Genomic DNA, 26139 nt, shown 5'->3' on the forward strand with positions numbered 1-26139 from the left:
CCCGGTCTCACCAGTGAATAAACGTTGGATATTCACTCTTTCTCTTTGACGACCTCATACATGCTGATGATGAAATCGTACTGAGCCTTGTTAAGCCGCCATCCTGGTAATGGGGACGTTTTATTTCTTAAAATAACAACGGGGAAAATATCGTTTTTATCTATTGGCACTGCGTGAACTACATGAAACTCCTTAAATTCTTTTTTTGGCACAGTTGTTTTCCGCATGGATCGGAGGTGCTGGTGGCGCCCCATGATTTATTAATAAAATCATCAAGATATACGCCATCCCAATGATAGCCCTGCATACCGTATATCGTTTTATGCGCCAGAATCTCGATATGACGTTGATTCTCAACACCCTCAATAATCACGCCACTGCATAAATCGTTGAGATGGCCTAACAACAGATCAAATATATGGCTTTCGCCATACTGCCAAAAAAACGCTTTATCAATCTTGACACACTCAAATATTCCGCTACTCATCATGGTGAGGCTGGAATATCCCGGACCAAAGTCATCCAGCCATAAGGGCGCAATTTTTGCCAACCCCTTTAAAATTAATAGATCTGCATGAGTAAAGCGGGCGATGAAAAATGCGGATATTTCAAAGCGAAAGAAAGGCAACAGTGCCAGTCTTTGTTGAGTTTTTTCATCAGAAAAAATGCTGGAAACAATATCCCTGTTAATGTTCACACTAATGATCTGCCGGAATCCCTTTTGATAGAGTCGCTCCAGTTGATCTATTTGTCGCAGGAATAGTTGCCATTTCTGCTCCACGGGTAAGTGGCTGAAAAAACCCGCTTCTCTTGCCGGATTCCTCATATGCTTAATATCAGCATCGTCCACAAAGCGCGTCAGCAATTCCCAGGCAAAAAGGGTGCCGGATAATCCGTAAACAGGTTCCAGTATAAAAGTGTATTGTTGCGGATTGCTCATCAACGCGCCCTTTTGCCACGATCTGACGCACCTTAAAATGTCAGAATTTCTCATGTTAAACACAAGGAAAACATTGGTAAAACTTAACACCTTAACTGAAGGTTAACGTATAACTTACAGTTTGAGAAATAGGTTAAGCCAAGACATTCGCACATTTTGATAGGAATGGCGTATTGATTTTCATCTTGCAGCCGGTGAAATTATGACAACCGTTTCAGACAATTCCTGGAAAAAATAATATTTTTTCCCACCTTGACAGAAATGATTTCATGTTAACTATTTGATTTTAATTTAAAAAAATATATGAATGGTTGAGTTTTGGATTTCTTTTGTCAAAGTTACAGAATCGGCATGAGAAGATTTTTTCCAAAAAGCGTCGAAAAGCATTTAGTTAATGACAGTTATTATTTCACCACCAATGATCAAATTTTAATTATGCATAAAAAATATAACATAACAGAAAACCTGCTTTATAAGGCCAAATGACCTTACTGAATTAATGGGTATTTCCCGTGTGTAATGGATTGCGGCTTCGCTTTTTCAAATAAATGAATGAGATAGCGATATTGTGTCTGCGCCATTCCATCTTTAAATGACAAGAGAAATTACCACGGTGATCACGATCGCAATTTTAATAAAAAAGACAGGAGTGAAAAAATAGTGGAGAAATAAATGGACCGAGCCACGAACGTGGCCCGGTGAAGAGACGATTAATTATTCGTCTTCAAGATAGGTATAACCGTACAAACCGCTCTCAAACTCTTCCAGGAACTGCGCACGCAGATCTTCGTCTATATCGGTTTGCTTCACCTGATTACGGAACAGCGTCATCAGTTCTGCCGGGTTGAGCTGCACATATTCCAGCATATCTGCCACTGTATCGCCTTCATCTGAAAGCTGAACTTCCACGCTGCCATCCTGGAAAGCAAACACGTCAACCGCTTCGGTATCGCCAAACAAGTTATGCATGTTGCCGAGAATTTCCTGATACGCGCCCACCATAAAGAAGCCCAGCATCGGCGGGTTGTCGATATCGTATTCCGGCATCGGCATGGTGGTGGCAATGCCGTCGCCATCCACATAGTGATCGATAGTGCCATCTGAATCGCAGGTGATGTCGAGTAGCACCGCACGACGTTGCGGCATTTTGTTCAACCCTTCCAGCGGCAACACCGGGAAGAGTTGATCGATACCCCAGGCATCCGGCATCGACTGGAACAGCGAGAAGTTGACGTAAATCTTGTCAGCCATACGCTCCTGCAACTCATCGATAATCGGGCGATGAGCACGGTTGCTCGGATCAAGGTGCTGCTGGATGTAATGACAGATGCTGAGGTAAAGCTGTTCCGCCCAAGCGCGCTGACGCAGATCATAAGTGCCGGACGAGTAACCGGTATGGATGTCAAACAGATCCATCTGGCTGTCGTGCAACCACTCACGCAGCGAGCGACGCACGTTCGGTTCGTGCATCTCCTGCCAGGTATCCCACATGCTCTGGATTGGGCGTGGCGCATCTACATCCGGCGCTTCCGGGTTGCTAAATTCGTTGCGCTCAACACCAATAATATTGGACACCAGCACGGTGTGATGAGCGGTTACCGCACGACCCGATTCGGTAATCACCGTAGGATGCTCAAGACCGTGTTCATCACAGGCATCACCAATCGCCCAAATCACGTTGTTAGCGTATTCATTCAGGCCGTAGTTAACCGAGCAATCGGACTGTGAACGTGTTCCTTCATAATCCACACCCAGACCGCCGCCGACGTCAAAACATTTGATGTTAACGCCAAGCTTCGCCAGCTCTACATAGAAACGGGCTGACTCACGCACCCCGGTAGCGATATCGCGAATATTCGCCATCTGCGAACCAAGGTGGAAATGCAGCAATTGCAGGCTATCGATACGACCCGCTTTACGCATGATCTCCACCAGCTGCAACACCTGCGACGCCGCCAGACCAAATTTGGATTTTTCACCGCCGCTCGACTGCCATTTACCGGAGCCTTGCGATGCCAGACGGGCACGAATACCGAGGCGAGGCACGACATTCAGCCGTTCTGCCTCTTCCAGCACCATGCGTACCTCAGTCATCTTCTCGATCACCAGATACACCTTGTGACCGAGTTTCTCACCAATCAACGCCAGACGTATGTATTCGCGGTCTTTGTAGCCGTTACAGACGATAACGGTTCGGGTTTTACCCGCATGCGCCAATACCGCCATCAGCTCCGCCTTGGAACCAGCTTCCAACCCCAGCGGTTCGCCGGAGTTGACCAGCGACTCAATCACACGTTTGTGCTGGTTTACCTTGATGGGATACACCAGGAAGTAGTCACCTTTATACCCGTAGGATTCGCGGGCACGTTTGAAGGCACCGTTAATCGAACGCAGACGGTGCTGCAAAATCTGTGGGAAGCAAAACAGCGCGGGCAGGCGCTGACCATCAGCTTCACGCTCTTTCACCAGTTTGGCGAGGTCGACACGAACTTCCGGCATGTCCGGATCCGGGCACACGCTGATGTGGCCCAATTCGTTGACGTCGTAATAGTTATTACCCCACCAGGCAATATTGTAGGTGCGCAGCATTCGGCTCGCTTCCTGATCATTCATCGCCACCTCCTGCATGGAGCGGAGTACACCCTGTTCGCCAGCTGACGAACCCTTGATATTCTTCATGTCGTCAGACATCACGAACCTCAATTTTCCGTTGAAATATGAAAAAGTTGCCGGGTTTTGTCGTTATTACGCCGGGATAAAATTGCCCCATTCTGCCTGCTTATCCTCAAGAGCTGCTGACGTTAAGTGTAAAACACCAGGCCGGGATGCGTGCAACCGTGCCAGAAATAGCCTGGCAGTGCCATCATCACCCGAGCGTGAAAAAAATCACCAGGATTGTAGGAACAAGTTAGCCGGCGCTCGTGTCGGGATAATTACCGCAACGAACAAAACTTCGACTGGAGTGAAAAACAGAAGTGGAAATGGAAAGGATTGCCAACGCGCACGTTGAGCGCAGTGAACCGTAAAAAGAGAAAGGGTGGTTCATTACTTTTATCACCTCCAACGCATGGGGAAAACATGCGGGAAACGGCCTGGGTGAAAGCCAGATACACACATATCTGACGGGCGCGACGCACGGCGGCGTCATCCTTTTGGGCTGTGGTCGACAGCAGCGGCGATTTATACAGCCTGACGCATAAAATTGCAAAAGCTTTTGCCCGACCGGCCGATACCCAGATCAATACGGTGATCCGTGTCAGGAAAATTTTCCAGTTCAGCTGTTGCGTAAAATGCGGAAACAGAAAAAGGGCTGGTAATTCGCTCAGTGAGTAACCTAAAATAGCCGTCCAGATGGTCATCCATCTAAACTGGTTAACATCCAAGCTTTCTTACTGCTCGCGGCTTTGCCTGAAGGGGCGTCGAGCCTGGCACAACCTCGCTTACGCTATGCAGTCGAATTCAAACCATTTGTAAGGTAAAGAACAGAATGGCTAAACACCTTTTTACGTCTGAGTCCGTATCAGAAGGACATCCTGATAAAATCGCTGACCAAATTTCTGACGCCGTGCTCGACGCCATCCTTGAACAGGATCCGAAAGCTCGTGTGGCCTGCGAAACTTACGTGAAAACCGGTATGGTGCTGGTTGGCGGTGAAATCACCACCAGCGCATGGGTTGATATCGAAGAGATCACCCGTAATACCGTTCGTGAAATTGGCTATGTTCATTCCGATATGGGCTTCGATGCCAACTCTTGCGCAGTACTGAGCGCCATTGGTAAACAGTCTCCGGACATCAACCAGGGCGTTGACCGTACCGACCCGCTGGAACAAGGTGCTGGCGATCAGGGCCTGATGTTTGGCTACGCCACCAACGAAACTGACGTTCTGATGCCTGCTCCGGTGACCTATGCGCACCGTCTGGTCCAGCGTCAGGCTGAAGTACGTAAAAACGGCACCCTGCCGTGGCTGCGTCCGGATGCAAAAAGCCAGATCACTTTCCAGTACGATGGCGGCAAAATTGTCGGTATCGATGCCGTGGTACTGTCGACTCAGCACGCGGAAGAGATTTCCCAGACTGACCTGCGTGAAGCGGTAATGGAAGAGATCATCAAGCCGGTACTGCCGACTGAGTGGATCAACGCCAGCACCAAATACCACATTAACCCGACTGGCCGTTTCGTTATCGGTGGCCCAATGGGTGACTGCGGTCTGACCGGTCGTAAAATCATCGTAGATACCTACGGCGGCATGGCGCGTCACGGCGGCGGTGCTTTCTCTGGTAAAGACCCATCAAAGGTTGACCGTTCTGCGGCTTACGCAGCACGCTACGTGGCAAAAAACATTGTTGCGGCTGGCCTGGCTGACCGTTGTGAGATCCAGGTTTCCTACGCAATCGGCGTGGCAGAACCGACATCGATCATGGTGGAAACTTTCGGTACTGAGAAAGTGGCAACCGAGCAACTGACCCTGCTGGTACGTGAGTTCTTTGACCTGCGTCCGTACGGTCTGATCCAGATGATGGACCTGCTGAAGCCTATCTACAAAGAAACTGCCGCTTACGGTCACTTTGGCCGCGAACACTTCCCATGGGAAAAAACCGACAAAGCTGCACAGCTGCGCGAAGCTGCTGGTTTGTAAGTTTATCCCCCTGCGGTTCAAGTAAGGGAGGCCAATGGCCTCCCTTACTATTTCTCACATCCGTCGCGGCGCGATTTATCGCGCATTTTTTTCGTGCCAGAAACCAAAGCGCGCGATAAATCGCATCGTTACATTTCGGGTCAGCTTTTCCATTAACAACAAATTGTTAACGATTACATTTTGAAACGCTTTAAATATCTGAGATTTAGGAATTTTGCAGCGTGGTTATTCCAGTAAAAATGCGTTATTTTCAGCGTCGTCTGATAGCCGATATTTAGAATGATGTCAGAAACTTAAAGGGTGCTATACCTTACTGGTTACAGAACCATTTTGGGCGAAAAATGCTGAATGACAGGGATTCAGCGAGTGTAACCGATTACATTCATGTGATCTTCCTCACTTTTTCCCGCAAGCAGGTTCCTTAACATTGATAAAAACAACGATAGATAAATTTGGAGGCAATATGCCTGGCAATACTCATAAAAGCAGAACCTCAAATAAGGCGATGACCTTGTTTGTCTGCTTTCTCGCGGCTCTGGCCGGCCTGCTGTTCGGTCTGGATATCGGCGTTATCGCTGGTGCCCTGCCCTTTATCGCTAAAGACTTTAACGTTACCTCCCACCAGCAAGAGTGGATCGTCAGCTCCATGATGTTTGGTGCAGCAGTGGGTGCTATCGGCAGCGGCTGGATGTCATCACAACTGGGTCGTAAAAAAAGCCTGATGGCCGGTGCCATTCTGTTTGTGATTGGCTCCCTGTGGTCAGCCTTTGCCCCCAACCCGGAAATGCTGATTGTTGCCCGTGTGGTACTCGGTCTGGCAGTCGGTGTAGCGTCTTACACTGCGCCACTGTATTTGTCTGAAATCGCACCGGAAAAAATCCGCGGCAGTATGATCTCCCTGTATCAGCTGATGATCACCATTGGTATTCTGGCCGCGTACCTGTCCGACACCGCGTTCAGTGACGCAGGTGCATGGCGCTGGATGCTGGGTGTCATCACCATTCCGGCAATCCTGCTATTGGTAGGGGTGGTATTTCTGCCAAACAGCCCGCGTTGGCTGGCGGCGAAGGGTAACTTCCGCGATGCGCAGCGCGTGCTCGATCGCCTGCGTGACACCAGCGAGCAGGCCAAACGCGAGTTGGATGAAATCCGCGAAAGCCTGAAGATCAAACAGTCAGGCTGGCAGTTGTTCCAGAGCAACAGCAACTTCCGTCGCGCGGTATTCCTTGGCGTGCTGTTGCAGGTGATGCAGCAGTTCACCGGTATGAACGTCATCATGTACTACGCACCGAAAATCTTTGAAATCGCGGGCTTCGCCAACACCACACAACAAATGTGGGGCACAGTGATTGTCGGTCTGGTCAACGTCCTGGCAACCTTTATCGCTATTGGCCTGGTGGATCGCTGGGGCCGTAAGCCTACACTGGTGCTGGGTTTCCTGGTGATGGCAGCCGGTATGGGTATCCTCGGTACCATGCTGCATGTCGGTATTCACTCAGCCGGTGCGCAGTACTTCGCGGTGGCGATGCTGTTGATGTTTATCGTCGGCTTCGCCATGAGCGCCGGTCCGCTGATTTGGGTACTGTGCTCTGAAATCCAGCCGCTGAAAGGCCGTGACTTCGGTATCACCGTCTCAACAGCGACCAACTGGATTGCCAACATGATCGTCGGTGCCACCTTCCTGACCATGCTGAACTCACTGGGCAACGCGCCGACCTTCTGGGTCTACGCCGGACTCAACGTGTTCTTTATCCTGCTGACGCTCGTGCTGATCCCTGAGACCAAAAACGTCTCGCTGGAGCACATCGAACGCAACCTGCTGTCGGGTAAAAAACTGCGTGAAATCGGTCAGGAATGATCGAAATATGCGCGAACAAGGGCTGCCTGCGGGCGGCCCTTTTTTATGGCGCATCCCGCAGCAGTTGAGTTCCCCCGCGCAACGCCTTATGCTTTCCGCCATGAAAACGCCCCGCCTGCCCATTGCCATACAACAAGCAGTGATGCGCTCACTGCGCCAGTTCCTGCAACTGGCAAATGAGCGGCTGAAACGCAGCTATCCCGAACCGAAACTGATTTATCAACAGCGTGGTACAGCGGCAGGCACCGCCTGGCTGGAGAAGTGGGAAATCCGTCTCAACCCGGTGTTGTTGCTGGAAAATCAACAGGCGTTCATCGACGAAGTGGTGCCGCACGAACTCGCACATCTGCTGGTATGGAAAACCTTCGGTCGCGTTGCCCCACACGGCAAAGAGTGGAAATGGATGATGGAGGAAGTGCTGGGTGTTCCCGCACGCCGCACACATCAATTCGAAATCGACTCGGTGCGCAGCCGTACCTTTGCCTACCGTTGCCGTTGTCAGCAACATCAACTCACCGTGCGCCGTCATAACCGCGTCGTGCGTGGCGAAAGTGAATATCGCTGCGTACATTGCGGTACGATATTGCAACCTGGTGAATTTTCAGCAAGTTAGTCGGTAATCTCATTTCACCGCCGGGCGCATTCTGCTAACCTGCCGCCTTTTTTCGCATCGGGTTAAGTTTGGAATATGTCTCGCAAAATTATTATCGCCCTGACCTTGTTAGTCGCTCCGCTGAGTGCCTGGAGCCTCAACCTCAATAATTACCATCAGAATAACTTCCAGCAGGCCAAAGAATACGCGGCCTCAATCAATGCCGATGCGCCCGGCAGTTTCTACTGTGGCTGCAAAATCAACTGGCAGGGCAAGAAAGGCGTACCTGACCTCAGCAGCTGTGGCTATAACGTGCGTAAAAATGCTAACCGCGCAGCCCGCATCGAATGGGAACATGTGATGCCTGCATGGGAGTTCGGCCATCAGCGCCAGTGCTGGCAAAACGGTGGACGTAAAAATTGCAGCAAAGATGCCGATTACCGCCGCATTGAGAGCGATCTGCACAACCTTGAGCCGGCAATAGGTGAAGTGAATGGCGATCGTGGCAACTTCCAGTACAGTCAGTGGAACGGTGGTGAACAGCCCTACGGCCAGTGCAGCATGAAGATCGATTTTAAACAGAAACTGGCGCAGCCACCGGAGCGCGCCCGTGGAGCCATTGCCCGCACCTACTTTTATATGCGCGATCAATACAAACTGAGCCTGTCACGTCAGCAAACACAGCTGTTTACCGCGTGGGATAAGCAATATCCGGTGACGCCGTGGGAGTGCGAACGCGATCAACGCATCGCCAAAGTGCAGGGCAATCATAATCCTTATGTGCTTCAGGCTTGCCAGCGCTAAAACCGCTACCCTACACTAGCTGCTTTCCGATTGAGCCGTGCCGCTGGCACGGCATTAACGCTGGCAGGAACCGCATGCGTATACCTCGCATTTTTCACCCCGAACCCCTTACTGTGAACAGTGAGGTCTTCCTTGATGAAGACGCCGCCAATCACGTCGGACGCGTGCTGCGTATGAACGCAGGCCAGCGGCTAGAGCTGTTTGATGGCAGTAATCTGACTTTTGCCGCCGAAATCACCCAGGCTGATAAAAAGCGTGTAAAAGTAAGAGTCCTTGACAGTCAACAGGATGATCGCGAATCACCGCTGCATCTGCACCTTGGACAGGTGATGTCGCGCGGTGAAAAAATGGAATTCACCATCCAGAAATCCATCGAACTTGGCGTCAATGTCATTACGCCCTTGTTTTCTGAACGCTGTGGCGTAAAGCTGGATGCTGAGCGTCTGGCAAAAAAAATCCAGCAATGGCAAAAAATTGCAATTGCCGCCTGCGAGCAGTGCGGCCGTAATCGCGTGCCGGAGATTCGCGAAGCGATGACGCTGGAAGCCTGGTGCAGTGAAGCCGATGAAGGGCTAAAACTGAATTTACACCCGCGCGCCAGCCACAGTATCAACACGCTGCCCCACCCTGTTGAGCGCATCCGCCTGCTGATTGGTCCTGAAGGCGGCCTGTCGACAGAGGAGATTGCCATGACGGCACAGCACGGTTTCACTGATATTCTGTTGGGACCACGCGTGTTACGCACCGAAACCACCGCCCTCACCGCCATTACGGCACTTCAGGTGAGGTTTGGCGACCTCGGTTAAGGGATACTTTCGGGTTGTATAAAGACGCCAACGTTAACATGGCGTCCTGACTAAGCAGGGGTAGTGAGTTCCCCCCTTTGAGGAGAGAATAATGATTAAGCTTGGCATCGTTATGGACCCGATTTCGTCCATCAACATTAAAAAAGACACCAGCTTCGCCATGTTGCTGGAAGCGCAGCGCCGTGGTTACGAAATTCATTACATGGAGATGAACGATCTCTCCCTGCGTGGCGGTGTGACGTACGCACGCACGCGCCTGCTCAGCGTCGAGCAAAACTACGATAAATGGTATGAATTTGGCAGCGAGCAAGAGATCAAACTGGCCGATCTCAATGTGGTGCTGATGCGTAAAGATCCGCCGTTCGATACCGAATTTATCTATGCCACCTACCTGCTGGAACGTGCTGAAGAGCAAGGTACGCTGATCGTCAACAAGCCGCAGAGCCTGCGTGACTGCAACGAAAAACTCTACACCGCGTGGTTTGCCGATCTCACCCCCGACACGCTGGTGACGCGCAGCAAAGAGAAATTACGCGCCTTCTGGCAGGAGCACGGCGATGTGATCCTCAAACCGCTGGATGGCATGGGTGGTGCATCGATCTTCCGCGTGAAACAGGATGATCCTAACTTCGGCGTTATCACCGAAACCCTGACCAATCACGGGCAGAACTTCTGTATGGCGCAAAACTACCTGCCAGCCATTAAAGATGGCGACAAACGTGTGTTGGTGGTTGACGGTGAACCCGTCCCTTACTGCCTGGCGCGAATTCCGCAAGGTGGCGAAACCCGTGGTAACCTGGCAGCGGGTGGCCGTGGCGAAGCTCGTCCCCTGAGCGACAGCGACTGGGAGATTGCCCGTCGCGTTGGGCCGATGCTTAAAGCAAAAGGGCTGATTTTTGTCGGTCTTGACATCATCGGTGATAAACTGACGGAAGTGAATGTGACCAGCCCGACCTGCGTGCGTGAAATTGAAGCCGCCTTCCCAATCTCCATCACCGGTATGCTGATGGATGCCATTGAGAAACGTCTGGGCTAAGGATGCCGTCGGAGCCAAGGCTCCGTGAATATCTCCAATACCGGCATTGCCGCAGCAATGCCGGTTATTTTTGGTATACGAGTGAGAATGAATTTACAGCATCATTTTTTGATTGCGATGCCATCCCTGCAAGATCCCTTCTTCAAGCGCTCGGTCGTGTACATTTGCGAGCATAACGAAGATGGTGCTATGGGCTTGATTATTAATAAGCCGATGGAGAATCTGACGGTCGAAGGCATCCTTAAAAAGCTCAAAATCAGCCCATCAGATCGCGATCCAGCTATCAGGCTGGATAAACCGGTATTCGCTGGCGGCCCGCTGGCGGAGGACCGTGGCTTTATTCTGCATTCTGCACAACGCGTCTACTCCTCCAGCATTCGTATTTCAGACACCACCGTGATCACCACCTCGAGAGATGTGCTGGAAGCGATTGGTAGCAGCTCTCAACCAGAACATGTGCTGGTGGCGCTGGGGTACTGCGCCTGGGAAAAAGATCAGCTCGAAAACGAATTGCTGGAAAACGCCTGGCTCACCACACCGGCATCCAGCACCATTCTGTTCCAGACGCCGATCGCGGAACGTTGGCGTGAAGCCGCGAAATGCCTGGGTGTGGATATCCACAATATGACTAACGATGCAGGACACGCCTGATGGCCAGTGAAACGCTGCTGGGCTTTGATTTCGGCACCAAAAGTATTGGTGTTGCTGTCGGACAGCAACTGACAGGCACCGCCCGCGCGCTGGCGGCGCTTAAAGCGCAGGATGGTACGCCGGACTGGAACCTGATCGAGCGGTTACTAAAAGAATGGCAGCCCGACTACGTGGTGGTAGGTCTGCCGCTCAATATGGATGGCAGCGAACAGGAACTGACCGCGCGCGCACGTAAGTTTGCCAACCGCCTGCATGGTCGTTTTGGGGTGCGTGTTGAGTTGCAGGATGAACGCCTCAGTACTGTTGAAGCTCGTGCCGGTTTGTTCGAACGTGGTGGCTACCGCGCGCTGCAAAAAGGAGCGGTCGATTCGCAATCGGCGGTCATCATCCTCGAAGATTGGTTCGACACCCACTGATCGTTCAAATCAGCCCTGCCTGCTGTCGCGCCAGCTCGCTCTGGGCGAAGGTTTGCATTCCGGCCTGTGCGCCGGTTTGCAGTACTGCCGGCAACTGATGCATTTTCCCTTCGCGAATCAGGTTAGCTACCGCAGGCGTCGCCACCAGCACTTCAAACAATCCCACCCGCCCTCCCTGCTTTGCCGGCACCAGCCGCTGCGCCAGCACCGCTTTCAGGCTCCCTGCCAGTTGACTGCGCACCAGGTTTTTTTCCTCGGCGGGAAACACGTCCACCAACCGGTCCACTGCCTGAGTCGCACCACGCGTATGCAAGGTTGCCAGCACCAAATGGCCAGTCTCAGCCGCCGTTAATGCCAGGCGGATAGTTTCGCTATCGCGCAGTTCACCTAACAGAATCACATCCGGATCCTCGCGCAGCGCCGCCTTCAGTCCCTGACGGAACGAAGCACAGTGCACCCCAACTTCACGCTGTTGAATCAGCGAACGCAGGCTGTGATGAATAAACTCGATGGGATCTTCCAGCGTGAGAATATGGCGTGACTGCGCACGGTTCAGGCTATCGACCAGCGCCGCCAGTGTGGTGGATTTGCCACTGCCGGTTGCACCGGTGATGAGAATCAATCCCTCTTCCAGCAGAAGCAATTGCTCAACAACCGGCGGCAACCCCAGGCTGTCGATTGCCGGTACCTGACTGGCAATCAACCGCAAGGCCAGAGACAAACCGTGCCGTTGGAGAAACAGATTGGCGCGCAGTCGCACGCCACTTGGCAATGTGATGGCAAAATCGACGTGCCCCTTTGCTTCCAGCGCCGTCTGCTGCGCGGTATCCAGCCACTGCATCATAAAGGCTTCCAGCCAGGCCGATTCCAGCGCGGATTGCTCCGGGATGGGCTCCAGCACCCCTTGCCGTCGCCAGTGTGGCAAATGTCCGCTGCAAAGGTGCAGATCGGCGGCGTTATGCTTTACACTAAGGGCCACAACTTTATCCAAATCCATAGAAATTCTCCTGACTATGACTTCCATTGAGCACAACTTACAGCAAGTACGCGAGCGTATCGCCGCTGCTGCCGCGCGTTGCGGACGCGCTCCAGAAGAAATTACGCTGCTTGCAGTGAGTAAAACCAAACCTGTGAGTGCGGTCGAAGAAGCCATTGCTGCCGGACAGCGGGCGTTTGGCGAAAATTACGTGCAGGAAGGGGTTGAAAAAGTCACCACACTGGCCGCACATCCTGAACTGCAATGGCACTTCATTGGCCCATTGCAATCGAATAAAAGTCGCCAGGTGGCGGAGCATTTTGACTGGTGCCATACCGTGGATCGTCAGCGCATTGCGCAACGTCTTAATGACCAGCGCCCGGCGCACCTGCCGCCACTTAATGTGTTAATTCAGGTAAATATCAGTGACGAGAACAGCAAATCTGGCATCATGCTGGAGGCACTGCCAACGTTGGCACAGGAGATTTCTGCCTTGCCGCAGCTACGTTTGCGCGGCCTGATGGCGATTCCGGCACCGGAACAGGATTATGATCGCCAGTTGGCGGTCTGCCAGCAAATGGCTGCCGCGTTTCGTGCCCTGCAACAGAATTACCCTGACGTCGATACGCTTTCTCTGGGAATGAGCGACGACATGGAAGCGGCCATCGCCGCTGGCAGTACTATGGTGCGTATCGGCACCGCCGTATTTGGCGCGCGAGATTATGCGCGCACTTCACAACAATAATTGAGGAACCTCATGTTAACAATGACGTTTTTAGTCAAAACGCTGATCGACCTGTACGTGATGGTCTTGCTGCTGCGCATCTGGATGCAGTGGTCACGCTGTGACTTCTACAACCCGCTGTCGCAGTTTGTCGTGAAGATTACCCAGCCAATTATCAAACCACTGCGCCGCGTATTACCGGCATTGGGGCCGATTGATACCGCCTCGTTACTGCTGGCGTTTGTGCTGACCACCCTGAAATACCCGATTCTGCTGTTGATTCAGGTAGGCGTGTTCTCGGTAGATCCAACCAACCTGTTGGTAGGCCTGTTATCACTGCTGAAGTCAGCCGGTTATCTGGTGTTCTGGGTAATTATCATTCGTTCACTGATGAGCTGGATCAGCCAGGGTCGCGGTCCCATTGATTATGTGTTGATCCAACTGACTGAACCGCTGATGGCACCGATTCGTCGCATTTTGCCAGCTATGGGTGGTATCGATTTTTCTGCCATGATTGTCATTCTGGTGCTGTATGCGCTGAATTTCCTCGGCATGGACCTGTTCCCGGGTCTTTGGTATTTGCTGTAATTCGTTAATCTGGAACTGTTATGCAAAAAGTTGTTCTCGCCACCGGTAATCCGGGCAAAGTTCGTGAACTGGCCGACCTGCTGGCGGCCTTTGGTCTGGATATCGTGGCGCAAACCGAGTTAGGCGTAGAGTCAGCGGATGAAACTGGTCTGACTTTTATTGAAAACGCCATTCTCAAAGCCCGCCATGCCGCGCAAATCACCGGCCTGCCTGCGATTGCCGACGACTCCGGTTTGGCGGTCGACGCCCTCGGCGGTGCGCCGGGTATCTACTCTGCCCGCTATGCCGGTCTCGATGCCAGCGATCAGCAGAACCTCGACAAATTGCTGATTACGCTGGAAAATGTGCCAGACGGCGAACGTCAGGCGCAGTTCCACTGCGTGCTGGTTTACGTGCGTCACGCGGCCGACCCTACGCCTCTGGTATTCCACGGTAGCTGGGCCGGTGAAATCACGCGTGCTGCCGCGGGTGCAGGCGGTTTTGGCTATGACCCGATTTTCTATGTACCTGAATTAGGCAAAACGGCGGCTGAGCTGAGTAAAGATGAAAAGCGCGCTGTTTCTCACCGTGGCAAAGCATTGACGCTGTTACTGGATGCGATGCGCAATGCCTGATTTACCACCGTTAAGCCTGTACATCCACATTCCGTGGTGTGTACAAAAATGTCCCTACTGTGATTTCAACTCCCACGCATTGAAAGGCGAGGTGCCGCACATCGAGTATGTGCAGCACCTGCTGAACGATCTTGAGCAGGATTTACCGCTGACCAGCGGGCGCGAAGTCCGTACCATCTTTATTGGTGGTGGTACGCCGAGTCTGTTAAGCAGCAACGCGATGCAAATGTTGATGGATGGCGTACGTGCGCGGCTACCGCTGGCGGCCGATGCCGAAATCACCATGGAAGCCAACCCTGGTACGGTAGAAGCTGACCGCTTCAGCGGTTATCAGCAAGCCGGGATTAACCGAATTTCAATTGGTGTGCAGAGTTTCAGTCCGCAAAAACTGGAGCGTCTCGGACGTATTCACGGTCCGGAAGAAGCAAAACGCGCGGCACATCTTGCCGCCGGTCTTGGGTTACGCAGCTTCAACCTCGATTTGATGCACGGTCTGCCAGACCAGTCGTTGGAAGAAGCGCTCGACGATCTGCGTCAGGCGATTGCCTTAAATCCACCTCATCTGTCGTGGTATCAGCTGACCATTGAGCCAAATACGTTGTTTGGCTCACGCCCGCCAGTGCTGCCGGATGATGACGCGCTGTGGGATATCTTCGAACAAGGCCATCAGTTGCTGACCGCCGCGGGTTATCAGCAATATGAAACTTCGGCCTATGCGAAGCCCGGCTATCGCTGTGAGCATAACCTCAACTACTGGCGCTTCGGTGATTACCTCGGTATTGGTTGTGGTGCGCATGGCAAACTGACACAGCCGGATGGCCGCATTGTCCGTACCGTAAAAACCCGTCATCCGCGTGGTTTTATGAAGGGTAATTACCTCGATAAACAGCATGATGTCGCAGATGCCGACAAACCGTTTGAGTTCTTTATGAACCGTTTCCGTCTGCTGGAAGCGGCACCGCGCGCCGATTTCCGCCGCTACACCGGGTTGGATGAGGCAGTGATTCGTCCACAGATCGATGCAGCGATCGCAGCAGGATATGTGCTGGAAACGGAGCAACATTGGCAGATTACGGAGAAAGGTAAATTGTTCCTGAACTCACTGCTGGAGTTGTTCTTAGCTGAAGAGTAGCCCCGACTTAGCGGCGCGATTTATCGCGCGTGTTTAAAAACGCGCGATAAATCAGCCTCTCTCGGTATTTTGTCGTAGCTGAAGCAGGTTGGTGTTAATCAGCGCGATATTCACTTCGCACGGCGTACCATCATCCAGATAGACGGTTTCACTGATCTCCAGCACGGCATCGTTCTCTTTCAAATTCAGCAGATTAAGCTGATCAGCATCGGTTAAGTTGATAGCGCTCAGGTTCTGATCCCTGCGCTGCACTTTCTTCCCGGTGAGCTGTTCAATATACGAGTATTTGGAGATCTCCAGCTTGCTGAATTCCATGCTGCTAAACATGGTGACCGGCAAATGAATATGTTCCAGCGCCACCGGAATATCATCAAAGCACATTAAACGGACGATTTTATACACCTGGTCGCTGTTCTTAATGCGTAACGACTGTGCCATATCTGGCGTTGGCACTTTCATGATGCTGACGGTGATAACTTTTCTGACGCCCTTAAAACCTTTTTTCTGTGCCTGATAATCAAAAGGTGACAGCGCATGAAAACGGCCAGAATGGTTACTTTTGCCAATCGAGCCAACAAACAGACCTGAGCCTTTCACCCGGTAAATTCGCTGCTGTTCAATCAAAATTCTGGTTGCTTCGCGCACCGTCGCACGAGTGATGCCGATGTTCTTGGCTATCGCGATTTCGGTGTCGAGCTTATCGCCAGGCAAAAGCCCATCCTCTTTGATTTTGCGGAGGATGTAATCGACAACCTCTTTCTGCTTCTCAGTAATGCCATCGACCATCAACGTTGTTCCCGATAAGTGTAAGACCCGACAACCGCGAGCCATCAGTGCACATGTATGCCTGAGTTTATTTTCTTCGCACCAGCCTGACCGTATGAGGATGTGATCCAGTTAACGAATTTGCACTCCCGCTCAGGGTGTCCAGCCAGATTTGAATTTTACATATTGTATCTGTACACGTCCAGGTGCATCATCAAGATGACTAGACACATTAAACATGTATAGACTTAATCAGGCAACCATAAAACCCGATTGATATAAAATAAAAATCAGGATGCCTGCATAACAAATCAAATCAACATAATGATATTTATCATTATTTATTTAGATGCTGTGACTTCCCAGCCGAAAGCAGGTTGACGGTGGGAACCTCTTCACACATCACGACAGGGCGCCACACCAGGGGCAGCCACCGGGAAGTGACTGGACATCTTTTACCACCGACCCAGCGATGACAGTCAGGATTTCTGCATAAAACAGCGCTAAAGCGAGATCAGTTCATGGTAAATAGAGAGTTAGCAAACGCGATTCGATTTCTGAGCATTGATGCGATCCAGCAAGCCAATTCAGGGCATCCTGGCGCGCCAATGGGAATGGCGGATATTGCCGAAGTGGTATGGCGTCATCACTTACGCCACAACCCCAAAAACCCACAGTGGTTCAACCGTGATCGCTACGTTCAGTCCAACGGACATGGCTCCATGCTGCTTTATTCCTTGCTGCATCTGACTGGCTATGATGTGACCATTGAAGACATCCGTCAGTTTCGCCAGTTGCATTCCCGCACGCCAGGACACCCCGAATACGGTTATACACCCGGTGTAGAAACCACCACCGGCCCACTTGGTCAGGGCGTTGCAAATGCCGTCGGGATGGCGATTGCCGAAAAAGGGCTGGCGGCACAGTTCAATAAACCGGATTTCGCGCTGGTCGATCATTACACTTGGCTGTTTTTAGGCGATGGCTGCCTGATGGAAGGGATCTCCCATGAGGCATGTGGCCTGGCAGGCACTTTGCAGCTCGGCAAACTGATTGCCGTCTGGGACGACAACGGCATCTCGATTGATGGGCATGTGGAAGGCTGGTTCTCAGAAGATACCGCCGCCCGCTTCCGCGCTTATGGCTGGCATGTGATTGAAGGTGTCGACGGACATGATGCAGCGGCAGTGGATGCTGCGGTGCGTGAAGCCAAAGCCGTCACCGACAAACCCAGCCTGCTATGTTGCAAAACCATCATTGGTTTTGGTTCACCGAATAAAGCCAACAGCCACGATTGCCACGGCTCAGCCCTTGGCAGCACAGAAGTCGCGTTGGTGCGTGAAGCTCTGAACTGGCCGCATGCGCCCTTTGAAATTCCCGCCGCCATCTACCAGGCCTGGGATGCAACCGAGCAGGGTGGAAAAAACCAGCAAGAGTGGGACCACCTGTTTGCCGCTTATCAACAGCGCTGGCCGGAGCTGGCGGCGGAATTTAGCCGCCGTATGCAGGGTGAGCTGCCTGCCAACTGGGCACAGGACATGGACAGCTACATCGCCGGATTGCAGGCAACGCCAGCTAATCTTGCCACCCGTCAGGTCAGCCAAAAGTGCCTGAACCATTTTGCCGATTTACTGCCGGAACTGCTGGGTGGATCAGCGGATTTGTCACCCTCAAACCTGACCCGACAGCAAACCTCTGTCGATTTCAGCGCTGAAAACCCGGCGGGAAATTACATCTCATACGGTGTGCGTGAATTCGGTATGTCAGCCATCATGAATGGCCTGGCGCTGCATGGTGGTTTTATCCCCTACGGCGGCACTTTCCTGATGTTTATGGAGTATGCACGCAATGCGGTGCGTATGGCGGCACTGATGAAAATCCGTTCGGTCTTCGTCTATAGCCACGACACCATCGGTTTGGGCGAAGATGGCCCAACCCACCAACCGGTGGAACAATTAGCTTCGCTGCGACTGACACCCAATATGGAAACCTGGCGTGGCTGCGACCAGGTTGAGGTCGCGGTGGCATGGCGTCAGGCGATTGAACGCCAAAACGGACCAACCGCGCTGATCCTTACCCGACAACCGCTTGAGCAGCAACCGCGTTCGGCGGCCCAGGTGGCGGATATTTCCCGTGGTGGTTATGTCCTTATCGATTGTGAAGGCAAGCCCGAGTTGTTGCTGATCTCATCCGGTTCAGAAATCGAGTTGGTGGTTGCCGCCGCCAAAGTGCTGCGCGAAGAAGGCCGCAAAGTGCGAGTGGTTTCCCTGCCCTGTACCGAGCGTTTCGATCAACAGGACGAACAATATAAAGAATCGGTACTACCGAAAGACGTGCGCCAACGTCTGGCGGTGGAAGCCAGCATCGAAGGATTCTGGCAGCGGTATACCGGTCTGGATGGGAAAGTGATTGGTATGAAATCATTTGGTGAGTCAGCACCGGCCAACGTCCTGTTCAAACATTTTGGCTTTACGGTGGAGAATGTCCTTGAGACCGCCCGTAGCCTGCTGAAGTAAACACCGAATACGACTTTAATTCAGGATATAACTATGTCGAATCTGTCAAAGTGGCTGAATGAGGAAAAGATCCAATACCTGGAAAATGTCTCCGACTGGAAAGAGGCAATTCAGGTTGCAGGACGCCCACTGCTGAATGAAGGCGCCATTTCTCAGCAATATATTGATGTCATCATTCAGCAAAAAGAGGACATTGGTCCCTACTTTGTTATCGCACCACGTATCGCTATGCCCCACGCGCGCCCTGAACAGGGAGCGCTAAAACTGGGGTTATCGATTGTCAAACTGGGCCATGCCGTTAAATTCGATGCGGATGAAAATGATCCGGTTGATGCTATTTTTATGTTCTCAGCACCGGACAGTAACAGCCATATTGAAATGATTTCGCAACTGGCTGAAGTCCTTTCCGATGACGAGACGATGGGGCGATTATTCAACGCAGGTAGTAAAGAAGAATTGAGCGCCATTTTACTGGCAGACAAGGCTGTTAATTAAGAAACCATTCAGAATACGAATCAAGAGGTGTTATATGAAAATTATGGCGGTTTGTGGCTCAGGCCTGGGAAGCAGTTTTATGATGGAAATGAACATTAAAAAAGTTCTTAAAGCCATCGAAATCACAGCGGATGTCGAACATTCCGATCTGGGTTCAGTTACCCCGGATGTTGCTGATGTTTTTGTGATGGGTAAAGACATTGCCTACAGTGCGAACCTGCCTGAGGATAAAGTCATCATCATCAATAACATCATTGACATCAAAGAGCTTGAGCTAAAGATCCGCGAATATTTTAATAAAGCCTGACTCAACCTTCTCTACCCTTAATAATTCAGGTTGCAACCAGGGTATATGCAACCTGAAAAAATAGAACGCTTACCGCTGAGGTTAATATGTTTATCCAAAACCTTTTATTGGTAGTTGTCGACGTGCTGAAAGTGCCTTCAATCCTCGTAGGGTTGGTGGCTTTATTTGGTCTGGTCGCGCAAAGAAAACCGTTCCCGGATGTGATTAAAGGCACGGTAAAAACGATTCTGGGTTTCTTAGTACTGGCAGGTGGTGCCTCCGTATTGGTTGGTTCACTGACGCCACTCGGTGATATCTTTAAGCAGGCATTTGATGTACAGGGAATTATCCCTAACAACGAAGCGATGGTTTCCATTGCACTGGAAAAATACGGCGCACCCACCACGCTGATTATGGCGTTTGGTATGGTGGCGAATATTGTGGTTGCCCGCTTTACCCGCCTGAAATATATCTACCTTTCCGGTCATGTGACATTTTACATGGCCTGTATGGTGGCAATTATTCTGTCGGTGGCTGGCTTCGAAGGTGTCCAGCTTATTTACACCGGTTCACTGGCACTCGGCATGTTGATGGCATTTTTCCCGGCGCTGGCTCAGCCGCATATGCGTAAAATCATCGGCCATGACCAGGTCGCGTTAGCCCATACCGGCACGGTGGGTTACGTGTTGTCAGGCTGGATTGGTTCATTAGTCGGTAAAGGTTCAAAATCTACCGAAGAGATGAACATGCCAAAAAACCTGAGTTTTTTGCGTGACAGCACCATCTCTATTTCCCTGACGATGATGATTATCTATTTTATTCTGTCCGTTTCTGCGGGCAAAGAGTATGTGGAAAGCCATTTCAGTCATGGTCAGAACTATCTGGTCTACTCATTCGTGCAGGCAATCACCTTCGCGGCTGGCGTATTTATTATTCTGCAAGGCGTTCGTTTAATTCTGGCAGAAATCGTCCCGGCGTTTACCGGTTTCTCTGAGAAGCTGGTGCCAAATGCACGCCCGGCACTCGACTGTCCGATTGTATTCCCTTACGCGCCGAATGCGGTACTGGTTGGCTTTATTTCCAGCTTCGTTGGGGGTCTGGTTGGATTATTTATCCTCGGCCAGCTGAAATGGGTATTAATTCTGCCAGGCGTAGTGCCTCACTTCTTCTGCGGTGCCACCGCCGGGGTATTCGGTAATGCGACCGGAGGTAAACGTGGTGCAATGCTCGGTGCGTTCGCACATGGTGTATTAATTACCTTCCTGCCGGTAGCGCTGTTACCAGTACTGGGCGCGTTGGGATTAACCAACACCACCTTCTCGGATACCGACTTTGGTGTCACCGGGATCATCCTCGGCAATATGGCCCGATATATGGACAAGGGCACCATCACTATGGTGATTACCGGGATTTTCGCTCTGCTGGTTATTTATAACTTTGCCACCAGCAATAAGGCCGTGGCAAAAGAAGTGAAAGGCGAATAAAACTTATCACTGAAAAGTAGCGGCGCGATTTATCGCGCAGTGTCGGAAAAAACCGTGCGATAAATCGCGCCGCTACGAAATTAACCTTTAAAACCTTGTACCAGGCCTTTACGCTGCCCTTCCAGATCCGTCACACGATTACATACTTCATGGCCAAAATTCTGGAAATCCTGCTCCTGCTTGTTCCACTCGGTTTGAATCGACTGTTGTAAACCACCAAGATTGCCCATCAGTGCCTGCAATGGGTTATTGCCGCCACCTGTCTGCTGGCTACCCATCTCGTTCAGGCTGTCCTGTAAGATGCCGCCCATAGTGCTTTGCACCAGCTTTTCACCGTCGGCACGCACCTGATCAATGGCCTGATGATGGAAAGTCAGACCATCATTGCGATGTTCGATAATGCGGTTCATCTGCTGCTTCAGCTGACCATCCAGCTTAGTAAGACGATTACGCACGTTGCTGTTTGGCCCCAGCTTCTCGACAATCACCTGATCCAACGCAACGCGGCTACGCTCAAGTCGCGTGCTGGCACCTTGATCAATCCAGGGCAAGTCACGGCGCAACGCATTTTGATAGTTGATCGCTTTCTGGCGCGTCGCGTTATCAACGCTAACTTTCTGACCATTGAACTGCACGTCACCCTGCGGCGAGATTTCGAGGTTGCCGTTCTCTCCCACCACCTGCACGCTCTGCGGCTTAATAATCACATCATCTTGTGGCTTAACGCTGCATTCATAAGCAGCCTGAGCCTGTGTCGCCGCCAGCAATAACGCGGCGAGAAGCGCTTTACGAACCATGAAATCTCCTGCGTCCATTTGCGGAACCGTAGCGGCGCGATTTATCGCGCATGGAACTGCGCGAAAATCGCGCCGCTACGGGGTGTACCAATAAGTACCGTCTACAGGATTCTTAGTCCCACCACACATCAAAGAGTTCAGTCACCTGCACGTCTGTCAGGCCACGATCCTGTAACCATTTGCGAACCAGTTCACGATGCTCATCGGTGCACTTGCCAGTTTGTTGCAGGCACACCAACCCTTCCCAGACCAGGTAACCGCTACCATCGTAAGCCAGACCATTTGGATCAATCACTTCATTGATGAAAGCATCCAACGTGCTGTCAATTTGCTCCTCGCTGGTACCTTCGGCAAAACGCCAGGCAACGGAGAAACCCAGTTCCTGAAACTCATCAATATGCAATTTTTTACGTAAACGACGGCTGCGCTGTGTGGCCATTTATTTCACCCTCTCAAACATCAGATCCCAAACGCCGTGGCCCAGTCGCTGCCCGCGTTGCTCAAATTTGGTTAACGGACGCGTCTCCGGACGCGGCACGTAATCATGACTTGCAGACAGGTTTTGATAATCCTGAATGCTGCTCATTACTTCCAGCATGTGCTGGGCGTAGGCTTCCCAGTCGGTCGCCATATGGAAGACACCGCCCAACTTCAGCTTACGCATGACCAGCTCAGCAAACGGTACCTGAACGATACGACGTTTGTTGTGGCGCGCTTTATGCCAGGGGTCCGGGAAGAACAACTGCACCATGCGCAACGAGTTATCTGGAATCATCTTCTCCAGCACTTCAACGGCGTCGTGACACATCACGCGCAGGTTTTCCACCCCCGCTTCTTTTGCTGAACCCAGACACGCACCAACACCTGGCGCATGAACTTCAATGCCGAGGAAGTTCTGATGCGGGTTATTTTTCGCCATCGTCACTAACGAGGCTCCCATACCAAAACCAATTTCCAGCACCAGCGGCGCATCGCGGCCGAACAACGCGGTCAAATCCAGCGGTTCCGGCTGATACTCGACGCCCATCTCCGGCCAGTATTGATCGAGTGCCAGCTGCTGCCCTTTGGTTAAGCGCCCCTGGCGGCGCACAAAACTGCGGATACGGCGCAATGGCCGCCCGTTCTCATCAAATTCTGGGGTGATGACGTCATTAATCATGTCAAAGCCTGTTGATTAGCGTGTTCAGGGAAACGCGCATTATGCAAAGTTCAATAGCAGAAGCAAGCCTTTGCAAACTTCCGGTTTACACCCTGATGTCTCTATGCTGGAATTCCTGCCTGAGTGTAGAGTAACCACGGAAAATTTCCTTCTTATGATGCAAGCGCCGCAGTTCGCGCAACAGGTGCTGGACTGGTATCAGCGCTTTGGTCGCAAAACCCTGCCCTGGCAGCAGGAGAAAACGCCCTACAAAGTATGGCTCTCCGAAGTGATGTTGCAGCAGACCCAGGTTGCCACCGTCATTCCCTATTTTGAACGCTTTATGGCGCGCTTCCCCACGGTTGCCGATCTGGCGGCTGCGCCACTGGATGAGGTGCTGCATCTGTGGACCGGTCTGGGCTATTACGCCCGTGCGCGTAACCTGCACAAAGCGGCAAAACAGGTGGTGGATAAACACGCTGGCGAGTTCCCGCGTAACTTTGATGACGTGGCCGCGTTACCGGGTGTTGGCCGCTCAACGGCGGGGGCGATATTGTCGCTGTCGCTGGGACTGCACTTCCCCATCCTCGATGGCAACGTTAAACGTGTGCTGGCGCGCTGCTACGCCGTAGCAGGCTGGCCGGGGAAAAAAGAGGTCGAGAAGCGGCTATGGCAACTGAGCGAAGAAGTGACGCCAGCACAGGGCGTCAGCCAGTTTAATCAGGCGATGATGGATCTCGGCGCGTTAGTGTGTACCCGCTCACGTCCGAAGTGTGAGATTTGCCCCCTTAGCAGCGGCTGTGTTGCATATGCCAATGCCAGTTGGGCCAACTATCCCGGCAAAAAACCTAAGCAGACGCTGCCCGAACGCAGTGGCTGGTTTCTGATGATGCAACACGGTGATGATGTCTGGCTGGAACAACGCCCACCCGTGGGCCTGTGGGGCGGCCTGTTCTGCTTCCCGCAATTCACCACCGAACAGGCGATGACCGACTGGCTGGCAGAACGTGGTATTCACGCCAGACCGCAGCAGCTCACTGCATTTCGCCATACTTTCAGCCATTTCCATCTGGATATTGTGCCTATGTGGCTGGCATGGCCTTCGTCCGGGTCGCTGATGGATGAAGCAGGCGGTCTCTGGTATAACTTAGCGCAACCACCGTCAGTGGGTCTGGCTGCGCCGGTCGAGCGCCTGTTGCATGAACTGCGACATCCCCAGCAACTGGCACTGCATACGCGAGTGACCGAAGAGGAAGAGTAATGAGCCGCACTATTTTTTGTACTTATCTGCAACGCGACGCTGAAGGTCAGGACTTTCAGCTCTATCCTGGCGAGTTGGGTAAGCGCATCTACAACGAAATCTCCAAAGAGGCCTGGCAGCAATGGATGACCAAGCAGACCATGCTGATCAACGAGAAAAAACTCAACATGATGAACCCAGGCGATCGCAAAGTGCTGGAACAGGAGATGGTGAATTTCCTGTTTGAAGGCAAAGATGTGCACATTGAAGGTTACACACCGCCGGAAAAATAAACTTTCTGGGCCTCACCTTGAGGCCCTTTTCAGGTCAGGCTTGCATTAACAATGAATAAAAAATTGATCGCCCTGCTGGCAATCGCACCGCTTTTGGTTTCCTGCTCCGGACACAAACAAGGGCAATATCACGAAGAGTGGGTTAAGGACACCAACGGTTTCGACATTCTGATGGGTCAGTTCGCCCATAACATTGAAAATATTTGGGGAATCAATGAGGTTCTGATCGCAGGCCCCAAAGATTACGTCAAATATAGCGACAACTATTACACCCGCAGCCATATCAACTTTGATAGCGGTAGCATTACCATTGAAACCATTTCCGGCACCGATCCGATGGCGAGCCTGCGTCAGGCGATCATCACCACGCTGTTGATGGGTGATGAACCGGGTAATGTGGATCTCTATTCAGACGCCAACGATATTCAGATCAGTAAAGAGCCGATGCTGTACGGCCAGGTGCTGGACAACACCGGCCAGGCCATTCGCTGGCAGGGCCGTGCTGGTAACTTTGCTGACTACCTGATTCAGAACAAACTGCAAAAACGCACCTCTGGCTTGCATGTTATCTGGTCGGTGACCATCCCGATGGTGCCGAACCATCTCGACAAGCGTGCGCACAAATACCTGCCAATGGTACGCAAAGCCGCAGAAGAGTATGGCGTGGATGCGTCATTGATTCTGGCAATTATGCAGACCGAATCGAGCTTCAACCCCTATGCGGTGAGTAATTCTGATGCACTGGGACTGATGCAGGTAGTGCAACATACCGCCGGGGTTGATGTGTTCCGCATGAAGGGCAAATGGGGTAAACCCAGCCGTAGTTATCTGCTTGATCCGGAGAACAACATTGATGCCGGTACGGCCTATCTGTCGTTGTTGCAGAACACCTATCTGGGTGGAATCCAGGACCCGGTATCACGCCGTTATGCAGTGATTACCGCTTATAATGGCGGCGCGGGCAGCGTGTTGCGGGTGTTCTCCAGCGATAAAGATCGCGCGTTTGCGATGATTAATGGTATGTCGCCGGGGCAGGTATATCAGACGCTCACCACCAACCATCCATCAGCGGAATCACGTCGTTATCTGTACAAGGTGAACAGCGCCCAGCGCAGTTATCACCGTTACTGACTGTGGTTTGTTGCCCTCTTTGCCCTCACCCCAACCCTCTCCCGCAAGACGGGAGAGGGAGCAGATCGAGCAGACTTCTCCCGCAAGACGGGAGAGGGAGCAGATCGAGCAGACTTCTCCCGCACGACGGGAGAGGGGGTAGATCGGGCAGACTTCTCCCGCTTACGGCAGAGGGCGAAGATTCAGCATATTGCACATCTCCTTCTCCCGCTTGCGGG

General features: G+C 52.0%; 27 protein-coding genes. 19 read left to right on the forward strand and 8 right to left on the reverse strand.

All coding sequences use genetic code 11. The features are described 5' to 3' along the window. Positions 1 to 178: 178 nt before the first annotated feature. The 3 genes from AC6I8N_RS16445 to AC6I8N_RS16455 form a co-directional block, all read right to left on the reverse strand. Positions 179 to 940, reverse strand: a complete 762-nt coding sequence (locus AC6I8N_RS16445) for an EAL domain-containing protein (protein WP_497829483.1) — start codon at positions 938 to 940, stop codon at positions 179 to 181. Between the two features lie 714 nt (positions 941 to 1654). After that, complete coding sequence (speA, locus tag AC6I8N_RS16450) at positions 1655 to 3631, reverse strand: biosynthetic arginine decarboxylase (protein ID WP_071783608.1); 1977 nt, start codon at positions 3629 to 3631, stop codon at positions 1655 to 1657. Positions 3632 to 3873: 242 nt separating this feature from the next. Beyond that, the gene (locus AC6I8N_RS16455) at positions 3874 to 4299 is read right to left on the reverse strand and encodes a hypothetical protein (RefSeq protein ID WP_497829484.1); all 426 of its coding nucleotides are present in this window, start codon (positions 4297 to 4299) and stop codon (positions 3874 to 3876) included. Between the two features lie 128 nt (positions 4300 to 4427). Here AC6I8N_RS16455 and metK point away from each other — a divergent pair, with 128 nt between their 5' ends. The 8 genes from metK (at position 4428) to ruvX (ending at position 11742) form a co-directional block, all read left to right on the forward strand. After that, entirely contained in the window at positions 4428 to 5579 is a 1152-nt protein-coding gene (gene metK, locus AC6I8N_RS16460) for a methionine adenosyltransferase (RefSeq protein WP_021186208.1), read from the forward strand. A 463-nt stretch (positions 5580 to 6042) separates the two neighbouring features. After that, on the forward strand, positions 6043 to 7437 hold the full coding sequence (locus AC6I8N_RS16465; RefSeq protein WP_497829485.1) for a sugar porter family MFS transporter: 1395 nt from the start codon (positions 6043 to 6045) through the stop codon (positions 7435 to 7437). Between the two features lie 100 nt (positions 7438 to 7537). Then, complete coding sequence (locus tag AC6I8N_RS16470; protein ID WP_152521918.1) at positions 7538 to 8050, forward strand: SprT family zinc-dependent metalloprotease; 513 nt, start codon at positions 7538 to 7540, stop codon at positions 8048 to 8050. A gap of 75 nt (positions 8051 to 8125) precedes the next feature. Beyond that, positions 8126 to 8833: a deoxyribonuclease I gene (gene endA, locus AC6I8N_RS16475; protein WP_021186205.1), complete on the forward strand. Its 708-nt coding sequence runs from the start codon at positions 8126 to 8128 to the stop codon at positions 8831 to 8833. Positions 8834 to 8907: 74 nt separating this feature from the next. Then, complete coding sequence (gene rsmE, locus AC6I8N_RS16480; RefSeq protein ID WP_036627824.1) at positions 8908 to 9639, forward strand: 16S rRNA (uracil(1498)-N(3))-methyltransferase; 732 nt, start codon at positions 8908 to 8910, stop codon at positions 9637 to 9639. A 91-nt stretch (positions 9640 to 9730) separates the two neighbouring features. Next, on the forward strand, positions 9731 to 10675 hold the full coding sequence (gene gshB, locus AC6I8N_RS16485; RefSeq protein ID WP_497829486.1) for a glutathione synthase: 945 nt from the start codon (positions 9731 to 9733) through the stop codon (positions 10673 to 10675). An 87-nt stretch (positions 10676 to 10762) separates the two neighbouring features. Then, positions 10763 to 11326 carry a YqgE/AlgH family protein gene (locus AC6I8N_RS16490; protein WP_208723660.1) on the forward strand — a complete coding sequence of 188 codons (564 nt, stop codon included), beginning with the start codon at positions 10763 to 10765 and terminating at the stop codon, positions 11324 to 11326. Then, a complete protein-coding gene (gene ruvX / locus AC6I8N_RS16495) occupies positions 11326 to 11742 on the forward strand; it encodes a Holliday junction resolvase RuvX (RefSeq protein ID WP_021186202.1) in 417 nt (138 codons plus the stop codon). The genes AC6I8N_RS16490 and ruvX overlap by 1 nt, the downstream gene beginning before the upstream one ends. A gap of 4 nt (positions 11743 to 11746) precedes the next feature. Here the strand turns inward: ruvX and AC6I8N_RS16500 are convergent, their stop codons facing one another. After that, positions 11747 to 12739, reverse strand: coding sequence for a type IV pilus twitching motility protein PilT (locus AC6I8N_RS16500; protein ID WP_497829487.1), 993 nt, complete (start codon positions 12737 to 12739; stop codon positions 11747 to 11749). Positions 12740 to 12755: 16 nt separating this feature from the next. Between AC6I8N_RS16500 and AC6I8N_RS16505 the strand changes: the two genes are divergently transcribed. From AC6I8N_RS16505 to hemW, 4 genes are read left to right on the forward strand one after another with little or no spacing between them, the layout of a single operon-like run. Then, positions 12756 to 13463 (forward strand): YggS family pyridoxal phosphate-dependent enzyme, encoded by a 708-nt coding sequence (locus AC6I8N_RS16505; RefSeq protein ID WP_415173732.1) that lies wholly within the window; start codon positions 12756 to 12758, stop codon positions 13461 to 13463. A 12-nt stretch (positions 13464 to 13475) separates the two neighbouring features. Next, positions 13476 to 14030: a YggT family protein gene (locus AC6I8N_RS16510; RefSeq protein ID WP_021186199.1), complete on the forward strand. Its 555-nt coding sequence runs from the start codon at positions 13476 to 13478 to the stop codon at positions 14028 to 14030. A gap of 20 nt (positions 14031 to 14050) precedes the next feature. Continuing rightward, positions 14051 to 14644 (forward strand): XTP/dITP diphosphatase, encoded by a 594-nt coding sequence (locus AC6I8N_RS16515; protein ID WP_021186198.1) that lies wholly within the window; start codon positions 14051 to 14053, stop codon positions 14642 to 14644. Further along, positions 14637 to 15776: a radical SAM family heme chaperone HemW gene (gene hemW / locus AC6I8N_RS16520; RefSeq protein WP_497829488.1), complete on the forward strand. Its 1140-nt coding sequence runs from the start codon at positions 14637 to 14639 to the stop codon at positions 15774 to 15776. The genes AC6I8N_RS16515 and hemW overlap by 8 nt, the downstream gene beginning before the upstream one ends. Before the next feature lie 51 nt (positions 15777 to 15827). Here hemW and AC6I8N_RS16525 read toward each other — a convergent pair whose 3' ends face one another. After that, a complete protein-coding gene (locus AC6I8N_RS16525) occupies positions 15828 to 16562 on the reverse strand; it encodes a GntR family transcriptional regulator (RefSeq protein ID WP_021186196.1) in 735 nt (244 codons plus the stop codon). A gap of 500 nt (positions 16563 to 17062) precedes the next feature. Between AC6I8N_RS16525 and tkt the strand changes: the two genes are divergently transcribed. The 4 genes from tkt to ulaA all read left to right on the forward strand — a co-directional run bounded on the left by tkt (position 17063) and on the right by ulaA (position 21322). Beyond that, positions 17063 to 19057 (forward strand): transketolase, encoded by a 1995-nt coding sequence (gene tkt / locus AC6I8N_RS16530; protein WP_497829489.1) that lies wholly within the window; start codon positions 17063 to 17065, stop codon positions 19055 to 19057. A gap of 33 nt (positions 19058 to 19090) precedes the next feature. Then, positions 19091 to 19552 (forward strand): PTS sugar transporter subunit IIA, encoded by a 462-nt coding sequence (locus AC6I8N_RS16535; protein WP_497829490.1) that lies wholly within the window; start codon positions 19091 to 19093, stop codon positions 19550 to 19552. Between the two features lie 34 nt (positions 19553 to 19586). Beyond that, a complete protein-coding gene (locus tag AC6I8N_RS16540; RefSeq protein WP_021186193.1) occupies positions 19587 to 19859 on the forward strand; it encodes a PTS sugar transporter subunit IIB in 273 nt (90 codons plus the stop codon). Positions 19860 to 19945: 86 nt separating this feature from the next. Continuing rightward, positions 19946 to 21322: a PTS ascorbate transporter subunit IIC gene (gene ulaA / locus AC6I8N_RS16545; RefSeq protein WP_021186192.1), complete on the forward strand. Its 1377-nt coding sequence runs from the start codon at positions 19946 to 19948 to the stop codon at positions 21320 to 21322. An 80-nt stretch (positions 21323 to 21402) separates the two neighbouring features. Here ulaA and AC6I8N_RS16550 read toward each other — a convergent pair whose 3' ends face one another. From AC6I8N_RS16550 to trmB, 3 genes are all read right to left on the reverse strand, one after another. Then, positions 21403 to 22119, reverse strand: coding sequence for a YggN family protein (locus AC6I8N_RS16550; protein WP_208723654.1), 717 nt, complete (start codon positions 22117 to 22119; stop codon positions 21403 to 21405). 112 nt (positions 22120 to 22231) lie between these two features. Then, the gene (locus AC6I8N_RS16555; RefSeq protein ID WP_021186190.1) at positions 22232 to 22558 is read right to left on the reverse strand and encodes a YggL family protein; all 327 of its coding nucleotides are present in this window, start codon (positions 22556 to 22558) and stop codon (positions 22232 to 22234) included. Beyond that, entirely contained in the window at positions 22559 to 23278 is a 720-nt protein-coding gene (gene trmB / locus AC6I8N_RS16560; RefSeq protein ID WP_497829491.1) for a tRNA (guanosine(46)-N7)-methyltransferase TrmB, read from the reverse strand. Between the two features lie 154 nt (positions 23279 to 23432). Here trmB and mutY point away from each other — a divergent pair, with 154 nt between their 5' ends. From mutY to mltC, 3 genes are read left to right on the forward strand one after another with little or no spacing between them, the layout of a single operon-like run. Further along, positions 23433 to 24518, forward strand: a complete 1086-nt coding sequence (mutY, locus tag AC6I8N_RS16565) for an A/G-specific adenine glycosylase (protein WP_415173756.1) — start codon at positions 23433 to 23435, stop codon at positions 24516 to 24518. Then, positions 24518 to 24790: an oxidative damage protection protein gene (locus AC6I8N_RS16570; RefSeq protein ID WP_013510385.1), complete on the forward strand. Its 273-nt coding sequence runs from the start codon at positions 24518 to 24520 to the stop codon at positions 24788 to 24790. The genes mutY and AC6I8N_RS16570 overlap by 1 nt, the downstream gene beginning before the upstream one ends. A 51-nt stretch (positions 24791 to 24841) precedes the next feature. Next, entirely contained in the window at positions 24842 to 25921 is a 1080-nt protein-coding gene (mltC, locus tag AC6I8N_RS16575) for a membrane-bound lytic murein transglycosylase MltC (RefSeq protein ID WP_021186186.1), read from the forward strand. Positions 25922 to 26139 lie beyond the last annotated feature (218 nt).

It is taken from the genome of Pantoea sp. X-Soil-TKNS-1279 (assembly GCF_059730565.1).

Bases quoted from the DNA above. Each gene is read 5' to 3' on its own strand.
- metK (WP_021186208.1), top strand. From the start codon at position 4,428: ATGGCTAAACACCTTTTTACGTCTGAGTCCGTATCAGAAGGACATCCT.
- mutY (WP_415173756.1), top strand. From the start codon at position 23,433: ATGATGCAAGCGCCGCAGTTCGCGCAACAGGTGCTGGACTGGTATCAG.
- endA (WP_021186205.1), top strand. From the start codon at position 8,126: ATGTCTCGCAAAATTATTATCGCCCTGACCTTGTTAGTCGCTCCGCTG.
- AC6I8N_RS16525 (WP_021186196.1), bottom strand. From the start codon at position 16,562: ATGGTCGATGGCATTACTGAGAAGCAGAAAGAGGTTGTCGATTACATC.
- rsmE (WP_036627824.1), top strand. From the start codon at position 8,908: ATGCGTATACCTCGCATTTTTCACCCCGAACCCCTTACTGTGAACAGT.
- AC6I8N_RS16455 (WP_497829484.1), bottom strand. From the start codon at position 4,299: ATGACCATCTGGACGGCTATTTTAGGTTACTCACTGAGCGAATTACCA.
- AC6I8N_RS16510 (WP_021186199.1), top strand. From the start codon at position 13,476: ATGTTAACAATGACGTTTTTAGTCAAAACGCTGATCGACCTGTACGTG.
- AC6I8N_RS16515 (WP_021186198.1), top strand. From the start codon at position 14,051: ATGCAAAAAGTTGTTCTCGCCACCGGTAATCCGGGCAAAGTTCGTGAA.
- gshB (WP_497829486.1), top strand. From the start codon at position 9,731: ATGATTAAGCTTGGCATCGTTATGGACCCGATTTCGTCCATCAACATT.
- AC6I8N_RS16555 (WP_021186190.1), bottom strand. From the start codon at position 22,558: ATGGCCACACAGCGCAGCCGTCGTTTACGTAAAAAATTGCATATTGAT.
- AC6I8N_RS16500 (WP_497829487.1), bottom strand. From the start codon at position 12,739: ATGGATTTGGATAAAGTTGTGGCCCTTAGTGTAAAGCATAACGCCGCC.
- AC6I8N_RS16505 (WP_415173732.1), top strand. From the start codon at position 12,756: ATGACTTCCATTGAGCACAACTTACAGCAAGTACGCGAGCGTATCGCC.
- hemW (WP_497829488.1), top strand. From the start codon at position 14,637: ATGCCTGATTTACCACCGTTAAGCCTGTACATCCACATTCCGTGGTGT.
- AC6I8N_RS16570 (WP_013510385.1), top strand. From the start codon at position 24,518: ATGAGCCGCACTATTTTTTGTACTTATCTGCAACGCGACGCTGAAGGT.
- AC6I8N_RS16535 (WP_497829490.1), top strand. From the start codon at position 19,091: ATGTCGAATCTGTCAAAGTGGCTGAATGAGGAAAAGATCCAATACCTG.
- AC6I8N_RS16465 (WP_497829485.1), top strand. From the start codon at position 6,043: ATGCCTGGCAATACTCATAAAAGCAGAACCTCAAATAAGGCGATGACC.
- AC6I8N_RS16540 (WP_021186193.1), top strand. From the start codon at position 19,587: ATGAAAATTATGGCGGTTTGTGGCTCAGGCCTGGGAAGCAGTTTTATG.
- AC6I8N_RS16445 (WP_497829483.1), bottom strand. From the start codon at position 940: ATGAGCAATCCGCAACAATACACTTTTATACTGGAACCTGTTTACGGA.
- tkt (WP_497829489.1), top strand. From the start codon at position 17,063: ATGGTAAATAGAGAGTTAGCAAACGCGATTCGATTTCTGAGCATTGAT.
- ulaA (WP_021186192.1), top strand. From the start codon at position 19,946: ATGTTTATCCAAAACCTTTTATTGGTAGTTGTCGACGTGCTGAAAGTG.
- trmB (WP_497829491.1), bottom strand. From the start codon at position 23,278: ATGATTAATGACGTCATCACCCCAGAATTTGATGAGAACGGGCGGCCA.
- speA (WP_071783608.1), bottom strand. From the start codon at position 3,631: ATGTCTGACGACATGAAGAATATCAAGGGTTCGTCAGCTGGCGAACAG.
- ruvX (WP_021186202.1), top strand. From the start codon at position 11,326: ATGGCCAGTGAAACGCTGCTGGGCTTTGATTTCGGCACCAAAAGTATT.
- AC6I8N_RS16470 (WP_152521918.1), top strand. From the start codon at position 7,538: ATGAAAACGCCCCGCCTGCCCATTGCCATACAACAAGCAGTGATGCGC.
- mltC (WP_021186186.1), top strand. From the start codon at position 24,842: ATGAATAAAAAATTGATCGCCCTGCTGGCAATCGCACCGCTTTTGGTT.
- AC6I8N_RS16490 (WP_208723660.1), top strand. From the start codon at position 10,763: ATGAATTTACAGCATCATTTTTTGATTGCGATGCCATCCCTGCAAGAT.
- AC6I8N_RS16550 (WP_208723654.1), bottom strand. From the start codon at position 22,119: ATGGTTCGTAAAGCGCTTCTCGCCGCGTTATTGCTGGCGGCGACACAG.